At 41.6% G+C, this 24,938-nt stretch carries 18 protein-coding genes; 3 read left to right on the top strand and 15 right to left on the bottom strand.

The genetic code is table 11. The features are described from left to right. Positions 1–6 precede the first annotated feature (6 nt). Positions 7–1,488, bottom strand: a complete 1,482-nt coding sequence (locus tag DCK90_RS02185) for a SusD/RagB family nutrient-binding outer membrane lipoprotein (RefSeq protein ID WP_108244541.1) — start codon at positions 1,486–1,488, stop codon at positions 7–9. 11 nt (positions 1,489–1,499) lie between these two features. Next, entirely contained in the window at positions 1,500–4,619 is a 3,120-nt protein-coding gene (locus tag DCK90_RS02180; RefSeq protein ID WP_108244540.1) for a SusC/RagA family TonB-linked outer membrane protein, read from the bottom strand. Positions 4,620–4,915: 296 nt separating this feature from the next. On the opposite strand from DCK90_RS02180, the gene DCK90_RS02175 reads away from it, so the two are divergent. After that, the gene (locus DCK90_RS02175; protein ID WP_108244539.1) at positions 4,916–5,359 is read left to right on the top strand and encodes a hypothetical protein; all 444 of its coding nucleotides are present in this window, start codon (positions 4,916–4,918) and stop codon (positions 5,357–5,359) included. A 69-nt stretch (positions 5,360–5,428) separates the two neighbouring features. Here DCK90_RS02175 and trxB read toward each other — a convergent pair whose 3' ends face one another. The 10 genes from trxB to DCK90_RS02125 form a co-directional block, all read right to left on the bottom strand. After that, positions 5,429–6,397, bottom strand: coding sequence for a thioredoxin-disulfide reductase (trxB, locus tag DCK90_RS02170; protein ID WP_108244538.1), 969 nt, complete (start codon positions 6,395–6,397; stop codon positions 5,429–5,431). Positions 6,398–6,944: 547 nt separating this feature from the next. Then, the gene (gene rimK / locus DCK90_RS02165) at positions 6,945–8,315 is read right to left on the bottom strand and encodes a 30S ribosomal protein S6--L-glutamate ligase (protein WP_108244537.1); all 1,371 of its coding nucleotides are present in this window, start codon (positions 8,313–8,315) and stop codon (positions 6,945–6,947) included. Positions 8,316–8,328: 13 nt separating this feature from the next. Continuing rightward, on the bottom strand, positions 8,329–9,114 hold the full coding sequence (locus tag DCK90_RS02160) for an RMD1 family protein (protein ID WP_108244536.1): 786 nt from the start codon (positions 9,112–9,114) through the stop codon (positions 8,329–8,331). Positions 9,115–9,142: 28 nt separating this feature from the next. Continuing rightward, positions 9,143–9,451 carry a hypothetical protein gene (locus DCK90_RS02155; protein ID WP_108244535.1) on the bottom strand — a complete coding sequence of 103 codons (309 nt, stop codon included), beginning with the start codon at positions 9,449–9,451 and terminating at the stop codon, positions 9,143–9,145. A gap of 2 nt (positions 9,452–9,453) precedes the next feature. Then, complete coding sequence (locus tag DCK90_RS02150) at positions 9,454–10,428, bottom strand: deoxyhypusine synthase family protein (RefSeq protein ID WP_108244534.1); 975 nt, start codon at positions 10,426–10,428, stop codon at positions 9,454–9,456. Then, positions 10,421–11,356, bottom strand: coding sequence for an agmatinase (speB, locus tag DCK90_RS02145; RefSeq protein ID WP_108244717.1), 936 nt, complete (start codon positions 11,354–11,356; stop codon positions 10,421–10,423). Before speB ends, DCK90_RS02150 begins: the two co-directional genes overlap by 8 nt. Before the next feature lie 20 nt (positions 11,357–11,376). Then, entirely contained in the window at positions 11,377–12,831 is a 1,455-nt protein-coding gene (locus DCK90_RS02140; protein WP_108244533.1) for an arginine decarboxylase, read from the bottom strand. Positions 12,832–13,299: 468 nt separating this feature from the next. Continuing rightward, positions 13,300–15,501 carry a xanthine dehydrogenase family protein molybdopterin-binding subunit gene (locus DCK90_RS02135; protein WP_108244532.1) on the bottom strand — a complete coding sequence of 734 codons (2,202 nt, stop codon included), beginning with the start codon at positions 15,499–15,501 and terminating at the stop codon, positions 13,300–13,302. A gap of 17 nt (positions 15,502–15,518) precedes the next feature. Continuing rightward, positions 15,519–15,974 (bottom strand): (2Fe-2S)-binding protein, encoded by a 456-nt coding sequence (locus DCK90_RS02130; protein WP_108244531.1) that lies wholly within the window; start codon positions 15,972–15,974, stop codon positions 15,519–15,521. A 193-nt stretch (positions 15,975–16,167) separates the two neighbouring features. After that, positions 16,168–16,998 carry an endonuclease/exonuclease/phosphatase family protein gene (locus DCK90_RS02125; protein WP_108244530.1) on the bottom strand — a complete coding sequence of 277 codons (831 nt, stop codon included), beginning with the start codon at positions 16,996–16,998 and terminating at the stop codon, positions 16,168–16,170. 326 nt (positions 16,999–17,324) lie between these two features. On the opposite strand from DCK90_RS02125, the gene DCK90_RS02120 reads away from it, so the two are divergent. Beyond that, positions 17,325–18,332, top strand: coding sequence for a transporter (locus tag DCK90_RS02120; RefSeq protein ID WP_199912637.1), 1,008 nt, complete (start codon positions 17,325–17,327; stop codon positions 18,330–18,332). Next, complete coding sequence (locus DCK90_RS02115) at positions 18,313–19,863, top strand: phosphatase PAP2 family protein (protein WP_108244529.1); 1,551 nt, start codon at positions 18,313–18,315, stop codon at positions 19,861–19,863. The genes DCK90_RS02120 and DCK90_RS02115 overlap by 20 nt, the downstream gene beginning before the upstream one ends. Before the next feature lie 224 nt (positions 19,864–20,087). Here the strand turns inward: DCK90_RS02115 and bglX are convergent, their stop codons facing one another. Genes bglX through DCK90_RS02100 form a run of 3 tightly spaced genes read right to left on the bottom strand, consistent with a single transcriptional unit; the run spans position 20,088 to position 24,937 of the window. Continuing rightward, a complete protein-coding gene (gene bglX / locus DCK90_RS02110) occupies positions 20,088–22,355 on the bottom strand; it encodes a beta-glucosidase BglX (RefSeq protein WP_108244528.1) in 2,268 nt (755 codons plus the stop codon). A 24-nt stretch (positions 22,356–22,379) separates the two neighbouring features. Beyond that, positions 22,380–24,146, bottom strand: a complete 1,767-nt coding sequence (locus tag DCK90_RS02105; protein WP_108244715.1) for a discoidin domain-containing protein — start codon at positions 24,144–24,146, stop codon at positions 22,380–22,382. Positions 24,147–24,151: 5 nt separating this feature from the next. After that, positions 24,152–24,937, bottom strand: a complete 786-nt coding sequence (locus tag DCK90_RS02100; RefSeq protein ID WP_108244527.1) for a carboxylesterase family protein — start codon at positions 24,935–24,937, stop codon at positions 24,152–24,154. Position 24,938: the final 1 nt, after the last annotated feature.

Genomic DNA, 24,938 nt, shown 5'->3' with positions numbered 1-24,938 from the left:
TCAAGTCTATTCGTCCCACCAAACTGGAACTACAGGTTCCTGTTGGTTGGCGAGCACATTTGCTTCGTTTCGGTTCAATTCTGTGGCTGGGTAATTGGCTCTTCTGAACCATTGTCCCTGAAACTCGGTGTCGGCGCTTTCTTCTTCGCTTCTAATCTCTAAGCCGGTGAAAACATCGTCAGAAAAATCATATCGTCTGTAATCCACAAAAGTTTCCGGGTTCAAAAAGTTGTGTATATACTTTTCCTTCATAATATGGTGCAACATAAGAGACCCTTGCCCCACATCCACAGCCCCATCGGTCATATAGTCGGTTCCGTCAACATCGTACATTTCCATACTTGCGGCAATCCCATCCATATAGGCGGAATAGGCGGCCGCCGTCGACCCCATACTTGTTTCATCGCCACCATTGGCCAAAAATTCGGCCTCTGCTTTAATGAACATTACTTCTGCATAGCTTATAAGGATAAGTGGTGAATCTATGCTGGTGTAAAAACCATCCTCTCTAAATCTCGCGTTGGCATCTGTTCCATCTGGAGCTACTCCTGCTCCCCCGCTTACAAATCCTTTATATTCAGCTTCATCTCCATTCTCCGCAAACAAAGGTAGTCTAGGGTCTATCTCTACCAATCCGTCTTGAAAAGGATAATAATCTCCGTTCATAGAGCTTACCAACTGACTTGCAATATCCTTGCTCAAGTTGCCTGTACGTCTTGCCAAGATTTCTTCTGAATACCAAGGATTAATGTTCCTATCATCATAGTACATTGTGAAGTTATCCTCGTTGGAATCAAACCCATTTTCTACCGATGCCAATACCTCGGCGGGAGTAACCACCCCTTTGTTTACCAAGTGTAATTGATAACGTGCTTTTAAAGAATAAGCCAATTTTAACCACTTTTCTGAATCACCTCCATAAATTAAATCAGATGAACCCAGGTCAAAACCCGAATTGTCCGGTCCTCCTAATTTAGAGATTGCACCATCCAGTAGAGCAAAAATCTCTGTATAAATTTCCTGTTGGTCATCAAACTCTGGAAAGTTGTTGTCGGGCCCGTTACTAGCCTCAGAATAGGGTATATTGTCCCATGTATCTGTTGCTATGCCAATATTGGCGGCTAAAAGTATATCCGCTACCGCATCTATATGAGTGGCTCCAACCTCATCTGCCTTAGATTTTATAGCATCTAGATTTGGCAACACATATAGATATACCTGTTCCCAAAGACCGGCTGCAGATGTCTGTCCTGCGGCACCGCCCCCCGTGGTAACAAAATATTGAACATAGTTTCCAAAGGAAAGCTCTGCGGATCGCTGTCCCTCCATAGTACTATGAATTACAGGTGCCATAAGGTCCTGCATCCTTAAATCCTCCAAGGGAGCCGTATTGGATGGCGTGTTTACATCAAAATAGTCTTCACTGCAACCTGTAGCACATACAAGGGAGAACAGTAAAAGTGTTTTTATTATACTTACTTTTTTCATAATTCCTTTTTTTAAAATGCAACGTTCAATCCCAATGTATAACTCTGACTAAGCGGGATGTTCAATCCTGTAAAACCATATACGTTGCTTCCCGCGCTATATTGGTTTCCTTCTGGGTCATATCCATCAAAAGGTGTCCACAAAAGTATGTTGTTGGCACTTGCTGATATACTTACCCTTTCCAAATTGAGGTCCTTGATCAAATTGCTTTTGATATCGTAGGACAATGAAATATTTCTCAATTTCACCCAAGAAGCATCTTGCACCAATACTTCCGACGCCCTGTTATATGCATTTGAGTTTCGGTAATAATTTTGGTCTATGAGAGCTTCCGTTGTATTGGTTACGAAGCCACCGTTTCCATCATCCATTACACCGTCCAAGACTACATTTACATCTCGCTGCAAGGTGCTTAACGGATTACCATTTCTAATGGAGTTTCTTAATCCTGCATCATACAAATCTCCGCCCTTTTTCCATTCTAGCAAAAAGTTAAGACCAATGCCCTTATAGTTGAAATTACTTCCTATGGAGGATATAAAATCCGGAAAGGCATTACCGACAATGACCCTCTCATCCAAGTTGATTACTGGGTAACCTTCTGAATCCAAATACAATTGTCCGTTTTCATAAGTCCATGTGTAACCATACAGATTACCCATTTTATCACCTTCCCTAACTTCCGAGGTTACTCCTGCAAAACCAGAGTCGGCAAATATGATGGATTCTACATCATCTGGGATATCCAGCACTTCCCCTTCACTGGTGGACCAGTTTAGTATTACTTCCCATCTAAGATCTTGGTTACGGATAATGTCCGCGCTCAATAGAAATTCATGACCAAAGACTTCATAATCCCCTGCATTTCTAATAATCCTGGAATAACCGGAAGAATAAGCGGTTCCTACTCCGAATATCTGATCTTTGACCCTGGTATTAAAATAAGCGTAATCCAGCCTTATTCTATTGTCCAAGAACCTGAGGTCGGCACCAAACTCAGTAGATTGGTTTCTCTCCGGAACTATTTCAAATCCTCTGGACGTACTTCTTCGGTAACCACCAACTCCTGCAAAGGGAAAGTCGCCATCCACTACAAAATACTGACCATCTTGCCCAAAATCGGGTCCTTTTCCTACTTCCGCCCAAGAAGCTCTTAGCTTCCCAAAAGTGAATACATCGTTCTCCCCAAATAGGTCGGATACATCGTAGGCCAAACTTACCGATGGGTAAAAGAATGACCTTCCATCCTTGGACAAGGTTGAAATCCAGTCATTTCTTCCCGTAACGGATAAAAACAGTTTATCCTTGTACCCCAGTTTTAATTCTCCAAATAGACCAACAATTCTATTTTGCTCTACTGTTTTGTTGATAAAGTAGTTGGTTGTATTTCCAAGCTCATTTATTCCCGGCACATTCAAGCCTTCTCCGCGAGCCTCTAGGTAAGTTCTTTTTGCATCAGATAACTGGTGACCAACGGTAAGGTCAGTTGTAAAATCCTCTGACCAAGATTTATTGAATGCCGCCAAAAAGTTAGATTCAATTCCTGTAAAATTGATATTCTGCTCCAGAATAAACCCGCCAACTTGTGAACCACCGTCCAAATCCGGCCCTACGTAGCGATTACGAGCATCGGAGTAATTGTCAATTTGTGCAGCATATGTAAAAGTGACCCAGTCCTTCGGAGACCATTTAAGAGTAGTATTACCTATCCAACGGTTTACATCATCTTCCAAACTACTTGTTTCCATCAAATATCTCGGGTTGTCGATAATCCCGAACGAATAATCCCTCTCACTCCCATCAGGATTCATATAATCGTTTATTGGAAATGTACCAGAGTAATAGGACAATGCACTCATAACTGATTTATCACCCCCGTTGGCCCTTCTTCCTCCTGAATTGGAAAAGGCAACCGAGCCTTCAATACTAAAATTATCGGTAACCTTATAACCCGCTTTAAGTCTGAAATTATTTTTTGTGTAATCTGTATTGGGCAATATTCCTTGTTCATTATTATTACCCATAGAAAAGAAATAATCCAACTTTTCGTTGGCCCCGCTCAAACTAAGGTTTAACTGTGAATTGAAACCAGTTCTAAAAATATCGTACGGACTATAAAATCTATCATCAGAAAGGTCAACTATGTTACCTTCTCCCAAATCAATGGAATCAACAGAATAAGCTGGTCCCCATGAGTAAAATGATGTGGCATTTTGCACACGGTTGAATCCTGTCTCAGAATCTGGGTCGTACAAAGTTCTTGGTTGGCCATTAAAACCCTCTCTGTACGTAGTTTGCAATGAGGGCGTTGTCTTAACATTTCTAAAGGTAGTCGAAGCCGTTAGATTTATTTTTGCCTTGCCCTGTTTTCCTTTTTTTGTAGTGATTATGATAGCGCCATTGGCAGCTCTTACTCCATAAAGTGCAGTTGCAGCTGCTCCCTTTAAAATATTGAAACTCTCGATATCCTCTGGGTTTAAATCCCCTGCCCTATTGGAAAAGGCAAATTGCTCCGAGCTGTTTGGCGAATTTGATCCTGCACTTGGCCTAACTTCTCCAGAAAATGTATCGTTGTTCAAAGCGAGTCCATCTACAATGATCAATGGCTGGTTACTTCTATCCGGATTAATTGATGTAACTCCACGAATCAAAATATCAACCCCTCCACCGGAAGAACCGGAAGACCTATTTATTTGAACACCGGCAACACGCCCCTGCAAGCTTTCTACAGGATTCGCCTGACCTGCCAAATTGAGGTCTTCCGTATCAACTTTAGTTACAGAATACCCAAGGGATTTTTGCTTTTGCTCCACCCCGAACGCGGTCACAACAACTTCATCCAACTGTGTTGAATCTTCTTCCAAAACAACATTGACTGTGGTTTCGGAACCTACAGTAACATCTTTTGCCTTCATCCCTATATAGGAAAATCGTAATACTTGCCCGCTTGAGGCACTAATGGAGTAGTTTCCATCAAAATCGGTAGTGGTTCCAATATTTGTACCACCCACCACTATGGTCACACCTGGTAATGGTGTCCCTGATACATCGGACACGGTACCCGTAATGGTTTGACCATATGCGACAATGCATAAGAGCATTGCAGCAAACGTAAAAAACATGCTTTTCATTAGGTTAGGTTTAAGTGAATAAGGGCGAAAAGTGGTTATTTTTTTTTACAAATCAAACATTTTAACAAAGAAATGTTTGATTATTGATAATTTCAGACCATTGAATCAAGTATCTTCAAATAGTAACCCTTTTTTCTGAAAATATATCATAACACACCTTGTTCTTTAGTTTCTGCATTGTACGAGATGTCTTTTGAATATTGTGAAAATGTTAAAGTTAAGCACCCAAAAACTTAATTTTATCAAAAATTATTCCTATCTTTTAGAGACTTATTAAACCTTAAAAGTAGGGCATTATGAAAAAATTAGTTTTACTTTTCACTCTTGTTTTCGTTTTCGTGATAGCAGGAAGTTTCACGGAGCACGAACCAAAGGACCCAACTATTGAAGGAACATGGGAGCTTCAAAGTTTTTACAACTATGACGGGGAAAACGTTATAGATACCATAGAAAAATCGGATGGATACAGACAGGTTAAAATGTACTCCAAGGAAAAAATTATGTGGACCCGATACGTTCCGGACGATCCTAATGGAAGGTTTGGCTATGGATCTTATAGAGTTACGGACAATTCTTTGATAGAAGTAATCGAATATGGTGACGATGATATGATGAAAGCATTGGATACCATGCGAAACTTTACCTTCGAACTTATTCTCAAAGAAGACACCTTCAGCCAAATCACAGTTGATTCTGACGGAAACAGAACATTTTCAGAAAATTACAAGCGGATTGATTAAACACAATTACAATCATGAAAAAAGGCACTGAAATTTCAGTGCCTTTTTTTATATCCAGCATTAAACTTGCTATGAGGCCAACACTTCCTTGCTCTCCACAGCTGCTAAATAGCGCTCTGCATCCAAAGCTGCCATACAGCCTGTTCCTGCCGCAGTTACCGCTTGTCTGTATATTTTGTCCTGTGCATCACCACTTGCAAAAACACCTGGCTTATTTGTTTTAGTGGATTTAGGTTGGGTAATAATATAGCCAGTTTCATCCATGTCCAACTGTCCTTTAAACACATCGGTATTGGGTTTATGCCCTATGGCTATAAACAATCCTGTGATAGAAATCTCTTCTTTCTCTCCCGTTTCATTGTTTACAATTCTTAGTCCTTCCACAACTTGGTCTCCAAGAACTTCATCTACCTCCGTGTTGTAACGGATTTCAATATTATCGATACTGTTTACCCTATGCTGCATTGCTTTGGATGCTCTCATATGATCCTTACGCACCAACATGGTGACTTTGGAGCATATATTCGCCAAGTATGACGCTTCCTCGGCAGCGGTATCTCCTGCACCAACGATGGCCACTTCTTGACCTTTATAGAAAAAGCCATCACAAACGGCACATGCAGATACACCTCCACCTCGCAAGCGTTGCTCGCTGGGCAAATTCAAATATTTTGCTGATGCCCCTGTTGATATAATTACCGTTTCTGCTTCGAGTTCCGTAGAATCGTCCACCGTAATTTTATGGATTCCCCCTACTTCATCACTTAATTCAACTGCCGTTACCATTCCTATTCTTACTTCGGTACCGAAACGTTCGGCCTGCTGCTGCAATTGCATCATCATGGTAGGCCCATCAATCCCTTCTGGGTATCCGGGAAAGTTATCCACTTCTGTTGTTGTGGTCAATTGCCCACCGGGCTCCAGCCCTGTATACATTACTGGTTTTAAATCTGCCCTTGAGGCATAAATGGCTGCAGTATACCCTGCCGGTCCTGATCCAATAATCAATGTTTTGATTCTTTCCACTTGTTCTGTCATATATCTTCTTCCTGAAATGTTACATTACAAAAGTAGGTTTTTTGTACAAAAACTTACACCCTTGGTTTTCTACGCTTCCTAAAAAGATGTGAACAATTGTGAATGAGAAGTTAGGCGTTTATCATTTTGAGCTCATCCAAATAAAAAAGAGCCGTAAAAACGGCTCTTTTCCGAAAAAGTAGGTCAAATTTATGGGAACATATATTTGATCTTAGAAAACCGTTACAACCAAGGGGCTCAACCTCAAAAACCCCTTGGAGCAACGTAAACCTTTTTGCAAATAAGATATTAAGGTTAAGAACACAAAGTACCCCATAATCACCCCATCCTATTTAAGGTTTATAACGAAAGCTTAAAAGCTTAGCGTTAACTGGGACAAACATACAACGGCTATGTGATTTTTTATGGGTACAATTTACGAATGGGGCATTTGGTTTAACGAATGCCCCTTTTCAATTTATATTCGTGATTTTCGAGGTCTGTGTAGGAAGTTATTTACAAAAATAGCAATCTGTTGATTTTCAACAAATTGAATTTTTCAAGCTATTTAGTGCTTATATTTTAACTTTCTTTCGATGGTTTCGATCATTACATTGGCAATGTCTTTTCCTGTGGTATTTTCGATACCTTCCAATCCTGGTGATGAATTAACCTCTAAAAGAAGGGGTCCTTTATTGGATCTAATCAAGTCCACACCGGCAACGTCCAAATTGAATACTTTTGCAGATTTTATGGCCAGTTTGCGCTCTTCGGGGGTTATTTTGACCTTAGATGCCGCTCCCCCTTGATGGATATTCGCCCTAAACTCTCCTTTTTGTGCCGTTCGTTGCATGGAGGCCACAACCTTACCATTAACAACAAAACAACGAATATCATGTCCGTTGGCTTCTTTAATAAATTCTTGAACCAAGATATTGGTCTGTACACTTTTAAAGGCATTGATCACACTCTCGGCGGCCTTATTGGTTTCGGCCAACACAACTCCCTTGCCTTGAGTGCTCTCCAACAACTTAATGATCAATGGGGCACCGCTGACCATACGAATAAGGTCTTTGGTATCCATTGGTGATTTGGCAAAACCTGTTGTAGGTATGTGAATATCGTTTTTGGAAAACAATTGGGATGCAAAAAGCTTGTCCCTTGACCTACCTATGGAATCCGCAGAATTTAAACAATAAACCCCGAGGGTATCAAATTGCCGTAACAGAGCACAGCCGTAAAAGGTAACCGCAGGTTTTATCCTTGGAATAACAGCATCGAACTTGTCTAGAATATTTCCGCCTCGATATCTGATCTCGGGTGTGGATGCATCCAATTTCATATATACATGCTCCACGTTCAAAAAAACCACTTTATGCCCACGCATCTCGCCTGCTTCAATGATTCTTTTATTACTGTAAAGGTTTGGATTACTGGCCAAAAGTCCGATTCTTAACCCCTTTTTTTCGGTGGTATAGGGCTTGTATTTTTGTTCGAGTTGTTCCTCAGTAATATCGCCCTGAATAAAGCTTTCGGAAGGATTCACCAAAAACCTATCGTTCATAGCCTCACGTCCCAGCAACATACGGTACTCCATAGTGTCCCTATTGGCCAAGGTCAGGTCTATTTCATAACTCTTTCCGGCAATGTTGACCGACGTTCTTATTACGGGGCGCTCCTCCGCGATGCCCTGAGAACTTTTTACATTACGGACATCGACCAGTTTGGCCTGACATAATATGGATATGCTTCTATTATCTTGAACGGGATTCACCTCGAACCGGACCCATTCTTCCAATCCTTTGTTAAAAACCTTGATTTTACTGGCTTGAATCGATGATGTTTTTGCGCCGGAATCCACTCTTGCCTTTATGGCCGGAATTCCTAAATCATCAAAACGACACCATTCTTCGCTACCCAATATTTTTAAATCGTCCAAAATAACTATTTATTTAACTGATTAATCTCATTATAAACAGGTCAACCACCTCGACCAAGATCAAAATAATAATGATCCATTCCAGTCTACTGCTTTCCCTATGATCCATAATATTCATGAACAGACTAAGGTTCTCTTTGATTACAATACCTTGCTCCTTTATATTTCGGTACCTTTCCTTGAGGTCAAAGATTTGTTTTAGGCCCTTGTCCAGTCGGTCCAGTTCCAAATCTTCCCACACTACTTCGTGTGAATCAAAAATATAGAGGTTCTCGGAAATTTGGTTGTTGATGTTCAACACTTTTGCAATGTGGCGCTTCAACTTCTTTCCTCCCAAGTCCAATTTGCCATTTTGTTCCAGATAGGTGGTGTGCTGCCGAGTCTCTTTCATGGCTTGTTCCGAAAGGCCGGCAAAATAATCCAAGGCAACTGACTGGGATAGATGCAACAAAGCCAAACGTATACCTTCTACATTAGATTTTGGCAGTATAACCTTATCATTATCTATTGTTGCCTTTTCTCGATCAGAAACGAGTTCCATATCCATGGTCTCCGTAATATCCGATTGACGCCATTCTTCACAAAATGGCTTGATTTCCATCAAAATCTCTGATATTTCGTTCTCAGCGTATCCGAAAAAGGAAACTACACCATATCTGAAAATATAAAGGTAACGTGATGCATCGGAATAAAAAAGTTCATCACGATCTCCATAAACCAGTTCTTTGCTCAAGGCGTTCCTGCAAGCAGGTATGTTGATGCTCGCAGCGAGGTGAAGCGCCATTGCTTTTGATTCCATCTTTAATAAGTTAGTCTAACCAACAAGGTTATTCTTCTTCGGAACTTTCCAGTTCATCGGTATCCAAATCGGAATCTTCGCTGTCGTCATTGTCCGAATCATCAAAATCCTCCATGGCCATTACCAAACGCTTGCTCACTTTTATAAGATAAGCCGTGTCCTCTGTTCTCACTTCAACACATTCCACTACTTCGTTGCTGGCGTTTCTGTATGTTACTATATCATCGTCGTCATAACCATCGGGGAATTTCTCAACAAGAAGGTTGAGTATGTTATTATCCAACTTTTTATAATCAACGATTACACGTTTTAAAACGGGGGTTTGTCCTTTTCTCATGGTTACATGTCTAATAAGTAAGCAAAAATCAAAGGCGCCACAATGGTCGCATCCGATTCTACAATAAATTTGGGTGTATCGATATCCAGTTTGCCCCAAGTGATTTTTTCGTTGGGAACCGCACCTGAGTATGATCCATAACTTGTGGTGGAATCACTGATTTGGCAAAAGTAGCTCCAAAAAGGAGTTTCTGTCTGTTCCAAATCCTGATATAGCATGGGTACAACACAAATCGGGAAGTCTCCTGCAATACCTCCACCTATTTGGAAGAAGCCAATGCCCTTTTCTGAATTATTCATGTACCAATCGGCCAAGAAGGTCATATACTCGATACCTGATTTCATCGTGCTTGCCTTCAATTCGCCTTTGATCACATAACTGGCGAAGATGTTGCCCATGGTGCTGTCTTCCCATCCTGGCACTACAATCGGTAAGTTTTTTTCGGCAGCAGCATACATCCAGGAATCCTTGATATCGATTTCATAGTACTGCTCCAAGATACCAGATAGCAAAAGCTTGTACATATATTCATGTGGAAAATAGCGTTCTCCCTTTTCTTCGGCATCTTTCCATATATCATAAATATGTTTCTGCAATCTTCTAAAAGCTTCTTCTTCCGGAATACAGGTATCGGTTACGCGGTTAAGGCCGTTTTCCAACAAATCCCACTCTTCCTGTGGTGTAAGGTCCCTATAGTTTGGCACTCTTTTGTAATGGGAATGTGCCACAAGGTTCATTAAATCCTCCTCAAGGTTAGCTCCCGTACATGAAATAATGTGAACCTTGTCAGTACGGATCATTTCGGCAAATATTTTCCCTAGTTCCGCGGTACTCATCGCTCCGGCAAGGGACACCAACATTTTGGAACCCTTGTTCAATTGGTCTTCATACCCTTTGGCGGCATCCACTAGGGCTGCCGAGTTAAAGTGCAGAAAGTATTTTTGTATAAATTGTGATATTTCTCCTTTGTTACTCATCGTAATCTTCTAAATTATTTTTGGATTTTTTGAAGTCGTCATCGTCCTCAAAGTTTTCATCCATGAATTCATTATTGTTTGAAAATTTGTAGCTCAACATCTTGTAATACAGTTTCGCTGCTAAAAAGTCGGATGATTTATCATTTTTGTTGGGGCATAACTCCACAATATCAAAACCGACCACGTTTTTTTCTTTAAAGACTCTTTTTAAAAAGTCAAGGGTCTCGTACCAGAAAAGTCCACCTGGCTCCGGAGTTCCCGTTGATGGCATTATCGATGGATCTAGTGCATCGAGGTCAAATGTTATATATACATCATCTGTCATTAGGTCCAATGCAGAGTCCATCCAAAAATCATCGGAAATCATTTCGTGGGCAAAGAAGACATTGTCCCTGTCCATTACCAAGGTTTCGGTATAATCCATACTACGAATCCCAACTTGGACCAGATTTGTGGTTTCCTTGGCCTCGTACATTGCACAGGCATGATTGTACTTGGATCCCAAATATTCTTTTCTAAGATCGGTATGGGCATCTAGCTGAAGTACGGTCAAATCTTCGAAACATTCACTGAACGCCCTTATAGCTCCTATGGAAATGGAATGTTCACCACCTATCATGGTAACCAACTTATTGCGTTTAATGTAATCTTTGACCGTTGTATGAACAGCCTCTACCATTTCTTCAGGGGAATCCAACTCGGTTATCGCATCTGCAAGATAAATTCCTTGTTTGTACACTTCGCTATCGGTCTCGATATCATAAGTCTCCATGTTTTCGGAGGCTTCCAAGAAAGCTTCTGGACCTTTGTCCGAACCTTTGCCCCAAGTACTGGTACCATCGTAAGGAACGGGCAACAATACCACTTTAGCCTTTTCGGCCGAACCGTATTCCTTTGGAATTCCGGCATAAGTTTTTTCTGTTTTCATTTTTATTTTTAATTCCTTTTTCAATTTTTGCTTGGCTCCTGAAGGTTTTCTGCCGCTACCAATACATCAGAATCTTTTTTGCTTTCATAGCCCAATATGGACAAAAACTCGCCTGCCGTTTGTTGTTTGGCGAATACCGATGTAGTTATGTTGCCATCCTCATCCTTATTGATCAAAATATGTTTAGGGTGTGGAATTAAGCAATGCTGTAGGCCTCCAAAACCTCCAATAGTCTCTTGGTAAGCCCCTGTATTGAAAAAACCTATGTACAGTGGTTTATCCTTTCTATATTTTGGCAAATAAATGGCGTTCATGTGCTGCTCCGAATTGTAATAATCATCGCTGTCGCAGGTTAGGCCACCTAATAGGATACGCTCATATTCATCGTTCCACCTATTAATTGACAACATGATGAAACGCTTACTAATTGCCCAAGAATCGGGCATGGTGGTAATGAAGGACGAATTGATCATATTCCATTTCTCCCTATCGTTCTGTTGTTTTTGATAGAGCACTTCATAAATATTTCCTCCACTCTCACCTACGGTAAAGCTTCCGAACTCGGTAAAAATATTGGGGACTTCCACTTCTGCCTCATCACAGGCCTGACCAATTTGGTGAATGATCTCATCCACCATATACTCATAATCGTATTCAAAGGCCAAAGAATTTTTTATGGGGAAACCACCGCCAATATTAAGACTATCCAATGTTGGGCAGACCTTTTTAAGGCTTATATACACCTTTAAGCATTTCATCAATTCGTTCCAGTAATACGCAGTATCACGGATTCCTGTGTTGATAAAGAAATGAAGCATCTTCAGCTCCACCTGCTCATTTGGTTTTATAGATTGGTTAAAGAATGGAACTATGTTCTTGTAACCTATCCCCAATCTTGATGTATAGAACTCAAATTTTGGTTCTTCTTCCGAGGCGATACGGACACCAATTTGGAACTTGCCATCGATTTGTTCGCTCAAGAGATTGATTTCCTCATAATTATCGATTATCGGAATACATTTTTTGTGTCCATTGTTAATTAGACGAGCTATGTTCTGAATGTACTGATCTCTTTTGAATCCATTGCAAATCACATAATTGTCCTTGGTGATTTTTCCAGTCTTTTTTAGATGTTCCACAATATTTATATCAAAAGCTGAAGAGGTTTCGATATGGATATCATTTTTGAGCGCTTCATTCAAAACATGCTCAAAGTGCGAACTCTTGGTACAATAGCAATAATGATATTTACCAGCATATTTATGCTTTTTTATAGCCGAATTGAACCATCCCTTCGCCCTTTGGATATTATCCGATATTTTGGGTAGATAGGTAAACTTTAAGGGAGTCCCGTATTTTTGGGCAAGTCCGTACAGGTCTATACCATGAAATTGTAATTTGTTGTCCTCCAATTGAAATTCCTCTTGTGGAAAATCGTAGGTCTGCTCGATAAGATCGATATATTTTGTTTTCATTTAAATTTCGTAATTGTATTAAAAGATAATGAGAAAAATAGAAGTCTAAAAATCAAAATTTCTCAGATACGAAATTCAAATACGGTATATGGTACAAAATAGGGATTCCGTGAAAAATCACGGTTATAATGATGTAGTTCTTCGAAAGTCAGCCCGTGTATTCGGTGTCTTGATCTTAAGACGGCTTTTTGGGTAGACTTTCTTATCCCCAAAAGCCCGAACATGAAAAAATTCTTCAAAGCTTATAGGCAATGAACCCTAATTCTTCGGATTCATTTTATGGGGGCAAACATAAATAAAAATCCAATACTGCAACTTTTTTTGCATATTTTTTTAATTACGATAACTATTTGATTACATGAGTTTTATATGTGTTTAAAATTTATTTTACATCATTTCAAAATAAAAATGGCCAGTAATTTGGAAATTACCGGCCATCTTAAACAGATTATTTTATGCTTGTCTATATCAACCCACTAATGGTGGTTTGTCATTAATAAACGGCTGCTTGTAATAACGCCTTCCTGTAGCCTTATACAAAGCATTGGACAACGCTGCAATTGCAGGCGGCAAGGATGGCTCTCCCAGACCTGTTGGGTCAATTCCATTGTCTACAAAATGAACCTCGATATTTTTTGGAGCTTCGGAATTACGGATAAGTCGATAGGTATCAAAATTGGACTGCTCTGGCTTACCATCCTTAAATGTCATGGCACTGTATGTAGAGTGTCCTATTCCATCGATCATACCACCTTCTATCTGGTTTTTGGCCGCCAATGGGTTGATTACGATTCCACAATCCACCGCACACCAAATATTATCTACCCTAGGTATATCTCCGCCATCTTCCAATTCTATTACTTGAGCCACATAAGAGTTATGGCAATAGTAAGCCGCCACACCTCTGGCTTTTCCAGTATCGGTTCCCCAATTGGCTTTTTCTTTGACCAATTTAAGTACTCCAGCATATCGTGCAGGGTCGTAATCGTTGCTTTCCGGGTCACCAACTGGATTGTTTATGGCCCTATCAAATAGTTCCAATCTGAAATCCAATGGGTCTTTGCCCGCAGCTTCGGCCACCTCATCAATAAAAGCTTGTTCTGCCCCCGCAATAAAATTGGAACGGGGCGCTCTCCAAGCACCTGTGGTAACATTGGTCTGTAAACTATGTTTTTCGGCCAGATAATTGTCCACTGCACCTGCCGGGAATCGGTTTTCAAAAATCAAATCATCGTTGGTACCGGCTCCCCTCACATGCCAGGCAATCAAATTGCCTTCATCATCAAGTCCTGCTTTGAACTTAACTTTGTATGATGGTCTATAAGTACCTTGGGTCATATCGTCCTCCCTTGAGTATACCAATTTAACAGGAGCGTTCATTTTTTGGGAAATCACAGCTGCTTCTATCACAAATGGGCCATAGAGTCGGCGACCAAAACCACCTCCCATACGGGTCATCATAATATCTATTTTTTCTACTGGCATTCCCAAACGCGCAGCTACTGTTTTCTCGGTAAACTCTGGTGTTTGTATAGGTCCCAGCAATTCGGCTTTCTCAGGTGTGACATGCGCAAAGAAGTTCATCGGCTCCATGGTATTGTGTGCCAAATAAGGTGCTGAATATGTACTCTCCACAATTTTCGCGGCAGTGGCAAAAGCTGCATCCACATCGCCATCCTTTCTTGCGGGTGTTTCCGTTGGTTTTTCCAACAATGCCGCCAATTCCTCTTCATGGTACGCAGTACTTTCGGCAGTTGAATCTTGCTCCCAATCTACTTCTAAAGCCTTTTTTGCCTGCATGCATTCCCAAGTACTGTTCCCAACAATGGCAACCAATTCGGCAATACCCCCTTGATCGGACCATTGCTTTTCAATGCCTTCGGGATATACTTCAAAATGGAAAACATCCTTAATTCCGGGCATGGACTTAACCTCATCGGCATTCATTCCTTTATATTTCATACCAAATGCTGGCGGGTGCACGATCATGGCGGTCAACATACCTTCTTTATAGACATCGAGACCAAACAATGGTTTCCCTGTAACTAATTTGGGCCCATCCACGTTTTTCTTGTCTGTTCCAATTATGGAAAAAGTTCCATTGTCTTTCAATTGCACCTCTTCGGGCACTTCTATACTTGTGGCAGCGGAGGCCATTTCACCATAGCCAGCTGAATTTCCACTGGCTTCGTGGGTCAGGACACCATCTTTGGTTGTGATTTCGTCTACAGGAACTTCCCAAGCTTGGGCAGCGGCTTCCTTCAACATTTGCTTTGCAGTGGCCCCGGCCATACGCAGACTTTCCCATCCTTGTCGGATAGATTGGCTACCACCGGCCAATTGACGGGTAAATATATCCGTGTTGAGCGGCGCTTGTTCTACTATTACATCTTTCCAAGCTATGTCGAGCTCTTCGGCAACAATCATAGGCATGGATGTTTTAACGTTTTGGCCGATTTCAGGGTTTGGCGACATTATGGTCACCATACCGTTATCACCTACTTTTAGAAAACCGTTCAGGTCGAACCATTCTTTGGGTAAATTATTTACCTGTTCGGGAGTCATTTTACAAGAAGCCAACCAGCTGAAGCCTATCACAAGCCCACCACTAGCTAATCCTGTATTCCGAATAAAGGCACGTCGTCCTATTTTAGTCTTTACAAGTGTCATTGTACTAGTTTTATGGATTATGATTTAGCCGCTAGTTTTACGGCTTTTTTGATTCTTGTGTAAGTTCCACAGCGGCAGATATTACCGTTCATGGCCATTTCAATTTCTTCGTCAGTTGGATTTGGATTTTTTTCAAGGAAGGCAGAAGCTGTCATAATTTGACCTGCTTGACAATACCCGCATTGTGGCACGTCTACTTCCAACCAAGCTTTTTGTACAGGGTGGTCTCCCTCTTCCGATAAGCCCTCGATTGTAGTAATTTCTTGGTCTCCTACAGATGAGACGGTCAACATACAGGCTCGAGTTGCCGTGCCATTCAAATGAATTGTACAAGCACCGCATTGTGCGATTCCGCATCCGTATTTTGTCCCAACTAAATTTAAGTGATCTCGTAAAACCCAGAGCATTGGAGTGGATGGATCCACATCAACCTCTTGTTTTGTTCCGTTGATGTTAAGTGTATAAGTTGCCATAAAGTTGATTAATTCCTTTGAAGTTAAATATTTCTGCGAACAATTTTGGAAACTCTCTTAAAACACCCCTAAAAATTAACATTGTTTTTGGGTTTTTTGAGCTTACTTAAAATGGATATAAATAACTGGACGGCATTATTGGTTCCAAAAGTCAAATAATCGGATAATGATAGATGATTTAAAAGTCTTGATTTCAATACTTCAACCGGGCAAAAACAGGTAAATGGTCGGATGGGTATCGTGTATCCTTGGAATCACTCAAAATGGCACTTTTTAAAACCTCAAATTCATCGGAGACAAAGATGTAGTCAATTCTATTTTTAACCGGTTTGTTAAATTCAAAACCATTAAAGGTTCCATCTGGCCCGAATGCATTTTCGCCTGCTGCCATATGGGTATCTTTCATTTTGGTCAAAATTACTTGAACACCAGGGCTATCACTTTCCAGATTAAAATCTCCTGTGACCACTACCGGATAATGCTCCGTGTTCAATTCTTTTATTTTTGCAAGAATGAGCTTGGAACTTTCTTCACGCGCCTTCACTCCCACATGATCAAAATGGGTGTTGAATACTATAAATTTTGTACCATCTTCCTTATTCTGAAAAATCCCGTAAGTACAAGTTCTTGGCAAGGCCGCATCCCATCCTTTGGATGGTTCTTTGGGAGTTAAGGATAACCAAAATGTAGATTCTTCAAGTAGCTCAACCCGTCCGGTATTGTAAAAAACGGCTGTATGCTCCCCTCTTTCATCACCATGATCTCGGCCCACACCAAAATAAGCGTAATCCTTCAATCCTTGATCAATTTCTTTTACCTGATGAATCAATCCTTCTTGAATACCAAATACATCAGGATTGTAAAAATTGAGTTGCGAAATGAGAAAGTCTTTTCGGTTGTCCCAATTATTGGGGGCATCATCCGGATTATCGTATCGGATATTATAAGAAATAATGTCAATGGTTTGACTTTTAGCAATTGAAACAGAAAGCATTGCAACTAAAAAGAGTACTAATTTTTGCATTGGTATAGGGTCATCAAATTATATTAAAGATATGCAAGCTATCCAATTTCTGAAGTATAGATGTTATTATATCTTTATTTTAACGCTTCGCAAATCTGTTCCACTCCATAACATGATAACTATCAGAAAAATAAAGTGGAATTTATGTTTCCTTAATCTAAATTAATCGTTCAACAACCATCTTACCTTTTTCATAATATCTTTTGGTAATCCCTTAATCTTCGATAGCTGGCCAGAGGTCTATTTTAGCCTGCAAATCTTTTACAAACAAACCATTATCAATCACAACCAGTATTGCCTAACGGGCAATCCATCCAATTCAAATTATGATATTACACCAACAATTAAATTCCTTAATTCCCGATTGGGATAAAAAACTAGGAAGGACAATGCGGCTATTGGGGATAGTGATCGCAATTATTACATCTGAAGCACTATACGCACAAACTCCCTCCGATGGGCTTATGATGCCTTCCAAAAACATCTGTGTTCTTCTCTCTTATGACATGGGCACTTTTGATAGATATTGGGAAGGTTCCTATCTACGGTCCAATGAGACCATAGCTACTGTTGACCGAAATATGGTACTTCCCATGGCTGCCATAGGTATTTTGGACAACTTAAATTTTTATGTGAGCCTACCTTTTATCAGCACCGAATCTTCAGAACCTAATGGAGGTTTTTTTACCGGGGCCAGAGGGTTTCAGGACATTGGTTTTGCCTTGAAATACAGGCCAATTCGAACGGAATGGGGACCTGGTCGGATTTCCTTCTTGGGAACCGCAGGGTTTAGCACTCCCTTTACCAATTATCTTTCCGATTACCGGCCTTACAGTATTGGTGCAGGAGCGCCGGAGTTTTCCCTGAGGGCAATAGCTCAATATGAACTTAAAAATCAACTTTATTTCCGTGCTTCTGCAGCACACCTGTGGAGAGGGTATACCGAGGCAGAACGCGATTATTATTATAATGATGGGAGCTATTACACGGCTTGGATGGATGTCCCCAACGCATGGACCTATGAAACCATTCTGGGAAAGTGGTTGTTCGACACCTCCTTGAAGCTGGAATTGAGTTACTCCAGCCTCACCTCTACCAGTGGCGACGACATTAGAGCCTATAACGCGGCACAACCTACCAACAAAGTTGAAGTTGACAGATTGGGGTTCTCGGCTCAATACTATTTTAAGTCCATTAAAGGATTGGGCGTCGTAGCCTACCACAATCGAGTAATTGATGGACGAAACGCACCAAAATTGAGCAATACCGGCTTTGGACTGACCTATCAATTCAACGTAATCAAAAAACAAACTGATGAAGAAAATACGCAATAATATAACTATACTGCTTTTGGCCGCATTGGTCATCAGCTTAACATCCTGTGAAAAGGATACCCCGCAATACCTACCCTATGAAGGATACACCTATGCCGAACTTAATACAAATGGCGGAGATTGGGTTCCCGTGCTCCAATCTTCCGGCGATGCGATAGACATTGCAGCCCCCATCGCAACTGATTCGCAGGAATATTTGAATGAAATTCAAGAATTGAAAGAGGCCGTGTCAACCATGACTTCCAATCAAAGAAAAGCTATAAAATATTGGACGAACAACCCTGCGATTCGTTGGAATGAAATAGCTCTGGAACTCATTGCCAAATACAATTTGATTCCCGGACCCAATGCCGATGGCACCTACACATTGCCAAACCCATCCAATCCAGAAGGTCCGCCTGCATTTCCATTTGCCCATCCGCCGTATGCCAGTAGAGCCTTGGCCTATATGTCCGTGGCACAGTTTGATGGACTTATATCTGCATGGCATTACAAATACGAATACAATCGGCCAGCTCCATTTCAACTGGATGAGACCATTGATTATGCCTATGAAGAGAATGACCTTCCATCCTACCCTTCCGACGGGGCCGTAGTTGCAAGGGCTTCCAGAAACATTCTTTCTGCTATGTTTCCTTTGGAAGTGGAATACCTTCAAAAAATGGAAGAGGAACATCTTGTAAGCCTGTTGCTATCCGGTGGCAATGTTATGAGCGATATTACTGCAGGACTGGAAATAGGTGATGCCGTGTCGGAAACGGCGTTGACAAGGGCATCCAACGATGGAATGAAGAACGCACAAACACCGAAGGCCGTATCCGATTCCATCAAACAAGCTGCCTATGACCGGTTTGGTTGGGCCTGGGACAATCTGGAAATACCTGTACGACCCGTAGGGCTAACCCCTCTGTTTGGCAAGGTGACCATGTGGAGTATTGATGATGTGGAAAGTGTGCGCCCCATTCCACCTCCACAATTGGATTCACAAGAATTTTTGGACGATGTGGAACTTTTAAAGAATCACGCCAAAAACATGACAGATGAAAAAAGAAGGATTGCCAACTTTTGGCAAGATGGATTGGGCACCTACACCCCTCCAGGGCATTGGAACCGTATTGCCAACGAGTTTATGGTAGAATACAAACTCAACCCCTTGCAAACCACTAGAACACTTGCCTATATGAATATGGCCATAATGGACGCCGGTATCAGTTGTTGGGACGCGAAATATTATTACCACTACCCAAGACCCATTCAATTAATTGAAGGTTTTGAAACTATAGCTGGAACTCCAAATTTCCCTAGTTATACATCTGGACATAGTGTTTTTTCGGCTGCGGCCTCCGAAGTTTTGGCCTATGTATTCCCAAACGAAGCGGCCACAGTAAGAGCTTGGGCAGAAGAAGCGGCCATCTCACGTGTGTATGGCGGCATACATTGGAGTTTTGATGCCACAGTTGGAACGGACCAAGGTCGTGAAGTAGCTCAATACACCATTGACAGGGCAAAAGCAGATGGCGCAGACGAGTAGTTTAAAAAAAAGGATACACTAAACACTGACCATGGTATATAAAAAAGCCCGATCATATATGATCGGGCTTTTCCTATCTGATTTTACTCTATCGGGGGCCTCTCTTATTCTTTTAAGAATCTTTTACTTTTTTTTGGAGTGGCCTTGAACTCTTTTGGATTGCCTTAAAATATACCTGCAAACTAACCAAAAAACTGTTGGAAATACAGAGGCTCGGAAATCCTTTACTTTAATTTAAAAGTTTCCTTTAGCTTGGCATCCGAATTGGTTCCCACAAAAATTTCAAAATCACCCGGTTCCGATACAAATTCAAGCTGGGCGTTGTAGAATTTTAAATCGTCTGCCGAAAGTGTAATGGATACCTCCTTGCTCTCTCCTTTTTTAAGCATCACTTTCTCAAAACCTTTCAATTGGCGTTTTGGCGGTGTAATACTTCTTACCACATCTTTCAAATACAATTGAACCACTTCTTCCCCATCGTAATCCCCTGTATTTTTTACAGTTACGGTAGCGGAGATTGATTCGCCCTGAGCGATTTCTTTTTTGTTCAATTTGAGGTTCCCGTACTCAAATGTGGTGTAGCTTAACCCATACCCAAAAGGTAAAAGTGGTGCATTGGGCGCATCCAGATAGTTGGACCTAAACTTTTGAAACTCTCCACTTTCCGGTGCTGGTCTTCCGGTAGCTTTTACGCTATGATACACAGGAATCTGTCCAACATTTACTGGCCACGTAGCGGTCAACTTCCCCGATGGATTGTAATCCCCAAAAACCACATCGGCAATAGCATTACCAGCTTCCACACCCGGGTGCCAAACCTGCAAGATGGAAACAGGCATATCAAATTCTTCTGGAATGGTCAGCGGTCTACCGCTCATCAAAATCAAGGCAACTGGTTTTCCAGTCTCCACTAATGCTTTTATCAATTTCTTTTGACTTTCTGGAATGGAGATATCAGTTCTGCTGGATGATTCTCCACTCATTTCGGTCGCCTCACCGACCACTGCAACAACCACATCCGAAGTTTTTGCCAATTCAACAGCTTCTTGAAGCATATCCTCAGGGGAACGTTCATCTATTACTATTCTTTCCCCAAGTGAATTCACATTCTTGGCAAAATCTGCATCATCGGAAATATTGGCGCCCTTGGCATACTCAATTGTAGCGTTTGATGCCACGTTCTTAAATCCTTCCAAAATGGTCACGGCCAGATTAAAATCTCCGGTAGGCGCCCATGTTCCCAGCATATTTTCCCTGCTATCGGCCAAAGGCCCCACCAACGCAATCTTGCCTAGTTTGTTTAGGGGAAGGATGTTGTTGTGATTTTTTAACAATACGAAGGAACGGGTGGCCAATTTACGCGCCAAGTCCCGGTTATCCTCTGTCAATATATCTTTTTTAGGACGCTTGGCATCCAAATATTTATAGGGGTCATCAAACAATCCTGAAATGTATTTGGCTTCCAAAACCCTGCGACAGGCATTGGTAATATCTAGTTCAGTAACTTTCCCTTCATCCAGGGATTTCTTCAAAGTGGTCAAAAAACCTTCACCTACCATATCCATATCCAATCCTGCTTTTAACGCTAGGGCGGAAACTGCTTGCAAATCACCCAATCCGTGGGGAATCATTTCATTGAGAGAGGTATAGTCTGATACTACAAACCCTTCAAATCCCCATTGGTCCCGCAATAAATCGGTCAATAGCCATTTGTTCCCTGTAGCGGGTACGCCGTCCACATCATTGAAAGAACTCATCACGCTGGCAGCCCCTGCATCGATGGCAGCCTTGTAAGGCTGCATATATTGGTTGAACATTTTGATTTTGCTCATGTCCACTGAATGATAGTCCCTTCCGGCCTCAACAGCTCCGTATAGCGCAAAGTGCTTTACACAGGCCAAGATGGTATGGGCCGCTGCAAGGTCGTCCCCTTGATATCCGGTTACCATGGCCACAGCTATTTTTGAACCAAGATATGGGTCCTCTCCTGCCCCTTCGGAGATTCGCCCCCAGCGTGGGTCACGTGCAATGTCCACCATAGGTGAAAAATTCCAGTTGATTCCATCTGCGGTTGCCTCGCGTGCAGCCATTTGAGCGGCTTGTTTTACCAAATCCATATCCCAACTGGCAGAAAGTCCCAACGGAATTGGGTATGTGGTCTTATACCCATGGATAACATCCGACCCAATAAGCAGTGGTATGCCCAATCGGCTATCGTTTACCGCAATTTCCTGCGCTTTCCTAACCCTATCCGGGCCTGCTACACCAAAAAGGCCTCCTACTTGCCCGGACTTTATTTTTGAACCTACATCTTTACTGACCACTTCCCCAGTGGCCACGCCGCCCCCAGGCGTTAATAGATTCAACTGACCTATTTTTTCTTCAATGGTCATTTTGCCCAATAGTTCTTCCACTTTAGGGATTCTTTCTTGTGCCCTGGTGCCAAGAAAAGAAAGCCCGATTAGGGCGAATAGGAGATTTTTATAGTACATGATCAGGTTGTTTTGAGATTTTGTTTATTCTGATTTTACAATGGGAGTCCTTTCGGAAATGCCATTGTTGTTGAATGCTTCGATTTGAAAATAATAGGTATCGGTACGGTCCATTCCTGAAAAATAATACTCGTTTGTACCATATACCATGATGCTTCCGTACAGCTTGTCCTCATCTTTGCCAAAATAAATGACGTAACCATCCGCTAAATCATTTCGTTTCCATTTTAGCCAAGAGTTCCGGCGCTCACCAAACTTTTCGGGTTGTGCCCGTAAGACCACAAATTGTTCCACAGGTTGTGGTTTTGCCCCATTTCCCTTTCCAAAAACTCGGAAACCGCTCAAGGCAAATTTTCCGGTTGGCATTTTAATATTTTCCAGTTTCAGGTATCGAGCCTTGGCCGGTTTTTCAAATTCGATATAATCATGGGGCACATCGGTCTGGTTATTGCTCTTATCGACCAAAACGGACCATTTTTTGCCATCATTGGAGCCGTAAATCTTGTATTGATGGTATACGCCTTCTGATTTCCCCAAAAACTCGGCATCTTGGTCCGCATAATTGATTTGTATGGCGTTAATAGTAGATATCTCACCCAAATCTGTTTGAAAATATTCTCCTTTATCAGCAGTTTCAGCACTCCAGTAAGATCTCATATTTTCATCTACTGCATTATTGGGCTTGTAACCGCCCAATGTGGATGAAACAGTTACGGGCTTATTATAATTCAGCAACATCCAACCCGTAAATAGTCCTTCTATATGGTCGGCATCATTCTTTGGCAAATAAGTGGGGTAATCCCCGTAGGCAGTATTGCAGTACATCACATCGTCTTGATCAAAGCCGGCGGGCCAAATCCCCAGTCTTCGCTCAAAACTGTTCTTATTGTTCAAGATAATGGTAGATACATGCCACCAATTGCCAAAATTGTCCTGATAGGTTGCTCCATGGCCAGCGCCCCTTGCGAACCCCCCAGGTTTATAGGAAAACGGATTGTGTTTTTGATAAGCATACCCCTCCAATGGGTTGTCACTTACATAAACACCATCGGCATAGCCGCTAAATTCAGTTCCCGGCGCTCCATATTGCAAATAATACTTGTTATTGTGTTTGGTTACCCATGCGCCTTCCATAAAAGGTTGAAGAAAAGTATTGTCGTTGTGTTCACCGAAACGTTCCCAGCCATGATCTTCGGGTGCCAATTGCATCAGTGGTTTTACGTAACCTTCGGATTGCATGGTTTTGGTATTGATCTCGGTTCCCAAAAGCGGATAAAGGTTACTGGACCCCCAATACAGGTATAAATCGTCGGTTTCTTCCTCATACAAAAATGCGGGGTCCCATGCCCCAACTTTTAGGGAATCGACTGCAATTTCCCAGTTATCCTTCGTGGGGTCCTTACTTTTCCAAAGAGAGAATGCCGGACCATGGGTAGAGCCTATCAAATAAAGTTCATCCTTCATCACAAAAGCCGCAGGTGCACAAAGCTCATCGTAAACCTTGTTGCGTTCCCTCAAAAATTTACGGGGTATGAATTTCCAGTCATACATATCATCGCTCCACCAATATCCCCATTGATTGGTCGAAAAAAGAAAGTATTTTTCTTTAAAGTTTACAATGACGGGGTCCGCTGTTGCCCTATGTTTACCTTGTGTTGCAAAATTGGGGATGGGCGTATACCCATAATCAATATTGATAGGGTTGCAATAGGTTTTTTGCTGTGCCGATATCATCTGTATTGAACCCAGTACAGTTAAGGCACCCAGACATATGGACAAGATCTTTTTCATTTTAGCTAATGCTTTTTCTGATGTGAGAACAGCCATGGCAACAAATCAGGCTCAGCAAATGCTGGGTCCCAGCTATTATGATTGGCAAAATCGTACATGGTGAATTTTGGATATACCCCTGCTTTTAAAAGTGCGGAGACCATTTCCAGGGATTGTAATGGATGTACCACATTGTCCTGAGCTCCGTGAAAGACCCACAATGGGGTATTTTGGGCATAATTGGACACGGATTCCGGTTCACCTCCGCCACAAATAGGAATAGCCGCCGCGAACGTGTGAGGTTTTCTACTCAATAATTCAAAGGTTCCCATACCTCCCATGGACAGCCCCATCAAATAAACTTGATTATCGTTGGTGTATGGTTCGGCAATCGTTGTTTCCAGTAACTCCATTACCATTTCCAATGGTTTAGTAGGGCCTTCGCCATATTTAAAATCCAAGTTGATGGGATATGAACTTCTGTCCACATCTACACTTGCCCAATAACTATCTGTTGGGCACTGTGGAAAAATTACCACAGCTGGATATTTTTCCTGTAAATAATCCGTTGCGAAGAGTTTGCCTCCGTTCCACAATTGCTTTTCATTATCGTTACCTCGCTCTCCGGCCCCATGAAGAAAAAGAACAACAGGATAATTCCCGTCTTCTTTAAAATTCTTTGGATACATAATGCGATACCTTAAGGTATCATTCCCATCAATCAAGATTTTCGCTTCATATTTGGACTGCCATTGAGCAGAAACCAAAGTACAAGCAAGGAACATCAGAAAAAATGATAATTGTTTTGTCATA

Source organism: Muricauda brasiliensis (assembly GCF_003057865.1).
Lineage (GTDB): Bacteria > Bacteroidota > Bacteroidia > Flavobacteriales > Flavobacteriaceae > Flagellimonas > Flagellimonas chongwuensis.
The sequence above is the reverse complement of the archived record's forward strand: the minus strand, read 5'-3'. Positions and strand labels throughout refer to the sequence as shown.

Bases quoted from the DNA above. Each gene is read 5' to 3' on its own strand.
- DCK90_RS02185 (WP_108244541.1), bottom strand. From the start codon at position 1,488: ATGAAAAAAGTAAGTATAATAAAAACACTTTTACTGTTCTCCCTTGTA.
- DCK90_RS02180 (WP_108244540.1), bottom strand. From the start codon at position 4,619: ATGAAAAGCATGTTTTTTACGTTTGCTGCAATGCTCTTATGCATTGTC.
- DCK90_RS02175 (WP_108244539.1), top strand. From the start codon at position 4,916: ATGAAAAAATTAGTTTTACTTTTCACTCTTGTTTTCGTTTTCGTGATA.
- trxB (WP_108244538.1), bottom strand. From the start codon at position 6,397: ATGACAGAACAAGTGGAAAGAATCAAAACATTGATTATTGGATCAGGA.
- DCK90_RS02160 (WP_108244536.1), bottom strand. From the start codon at position 9,114: ATGGAATCAAAAGCAATGGCGCTTCACCTCGCTGCGAGCATCAACATA.
- DCK90_RS02155 (WP_108244535.1), bottom strand. From the start codon at position 9,451: ATGAGAAAAGGACAAACCCCCGTTTTAAAACGTGTAATCGTTGATTAT.
- DCK90_RS02150 (WP_108244534.1), bottom strand. From the start codon at position 10,428: ATGAGTAACAAAGGAGAAATATCACAATTTATACAAAAATACTTTCTG.
- speB (WP_108244717.1), bottom strand. From the start codon at position 11,356: ATGAAAACAGAAAAAACTTATGCCGGAATTCCAAAGGAATACGGTTCG.
- DCK90_RS02140 (WP_108244533.1), bottom strand. From the start codon at position 12,831: ATGAAAACAAAATATATCGATCTTATCGAGCAGACCTACGATTTTCCA.
- DCK90_RS02135 (WP_108244532.1), bottom strand. From the start codon at position 15,501: ATGACACTTGTAAAGACTAAAATAGGACGACGTGCCTTTATTCGGAAT.
- DCK90_RS02130 (WP_108244531.1), bottom strand. From the start codon at position 15,974: ATGGCAACTTATACACTTAACATCAACGGAACAAAACAAGAGGTTGAT.
- DCK90_RS02125 (WP_108244530.1), bottom strand. From the start codon at position 16,998: ATGCAAAAATTAGTACTCTTTTTAGTTGCAATGCTTTCTGTTTCAATT.
- DCK90_RS02120 (WP_199912637.1), top strand. From the start codon at position 17,325: ATGATATTACACCAACAATTAAATTCCTTAATTCCCGATTGGGATAAA.
- DCK90_RS02115 (WP_108244529.1), top strand. From the start codon at position 18,313: ATGAAGAAAATACGCAATAATATAACTATACTGCTTTTGGCCGCATTG.
- bglX (WP_108244528.1), bottom strand. From the start codon at position 22,355: ATGTACTATAAAAATCTCCTATTCGCCCTAATCGGGCTTTCTTTTCTT.
- DCK90_RS02105 (WP_108244715.1), bottom strand. From the start codon at position 24,146: ATGAAAAAGATCTTGTCCATATGTCTGGGTGCCTTAACTGTACTGGGT.
- DCK90_RS02100 (WP_108244527.1), bottom strand. From the start codon at position 24,937: ATGACAAAACAATTATCATTTTTTCTGATGTTCCTTGCTTGTACTTTG.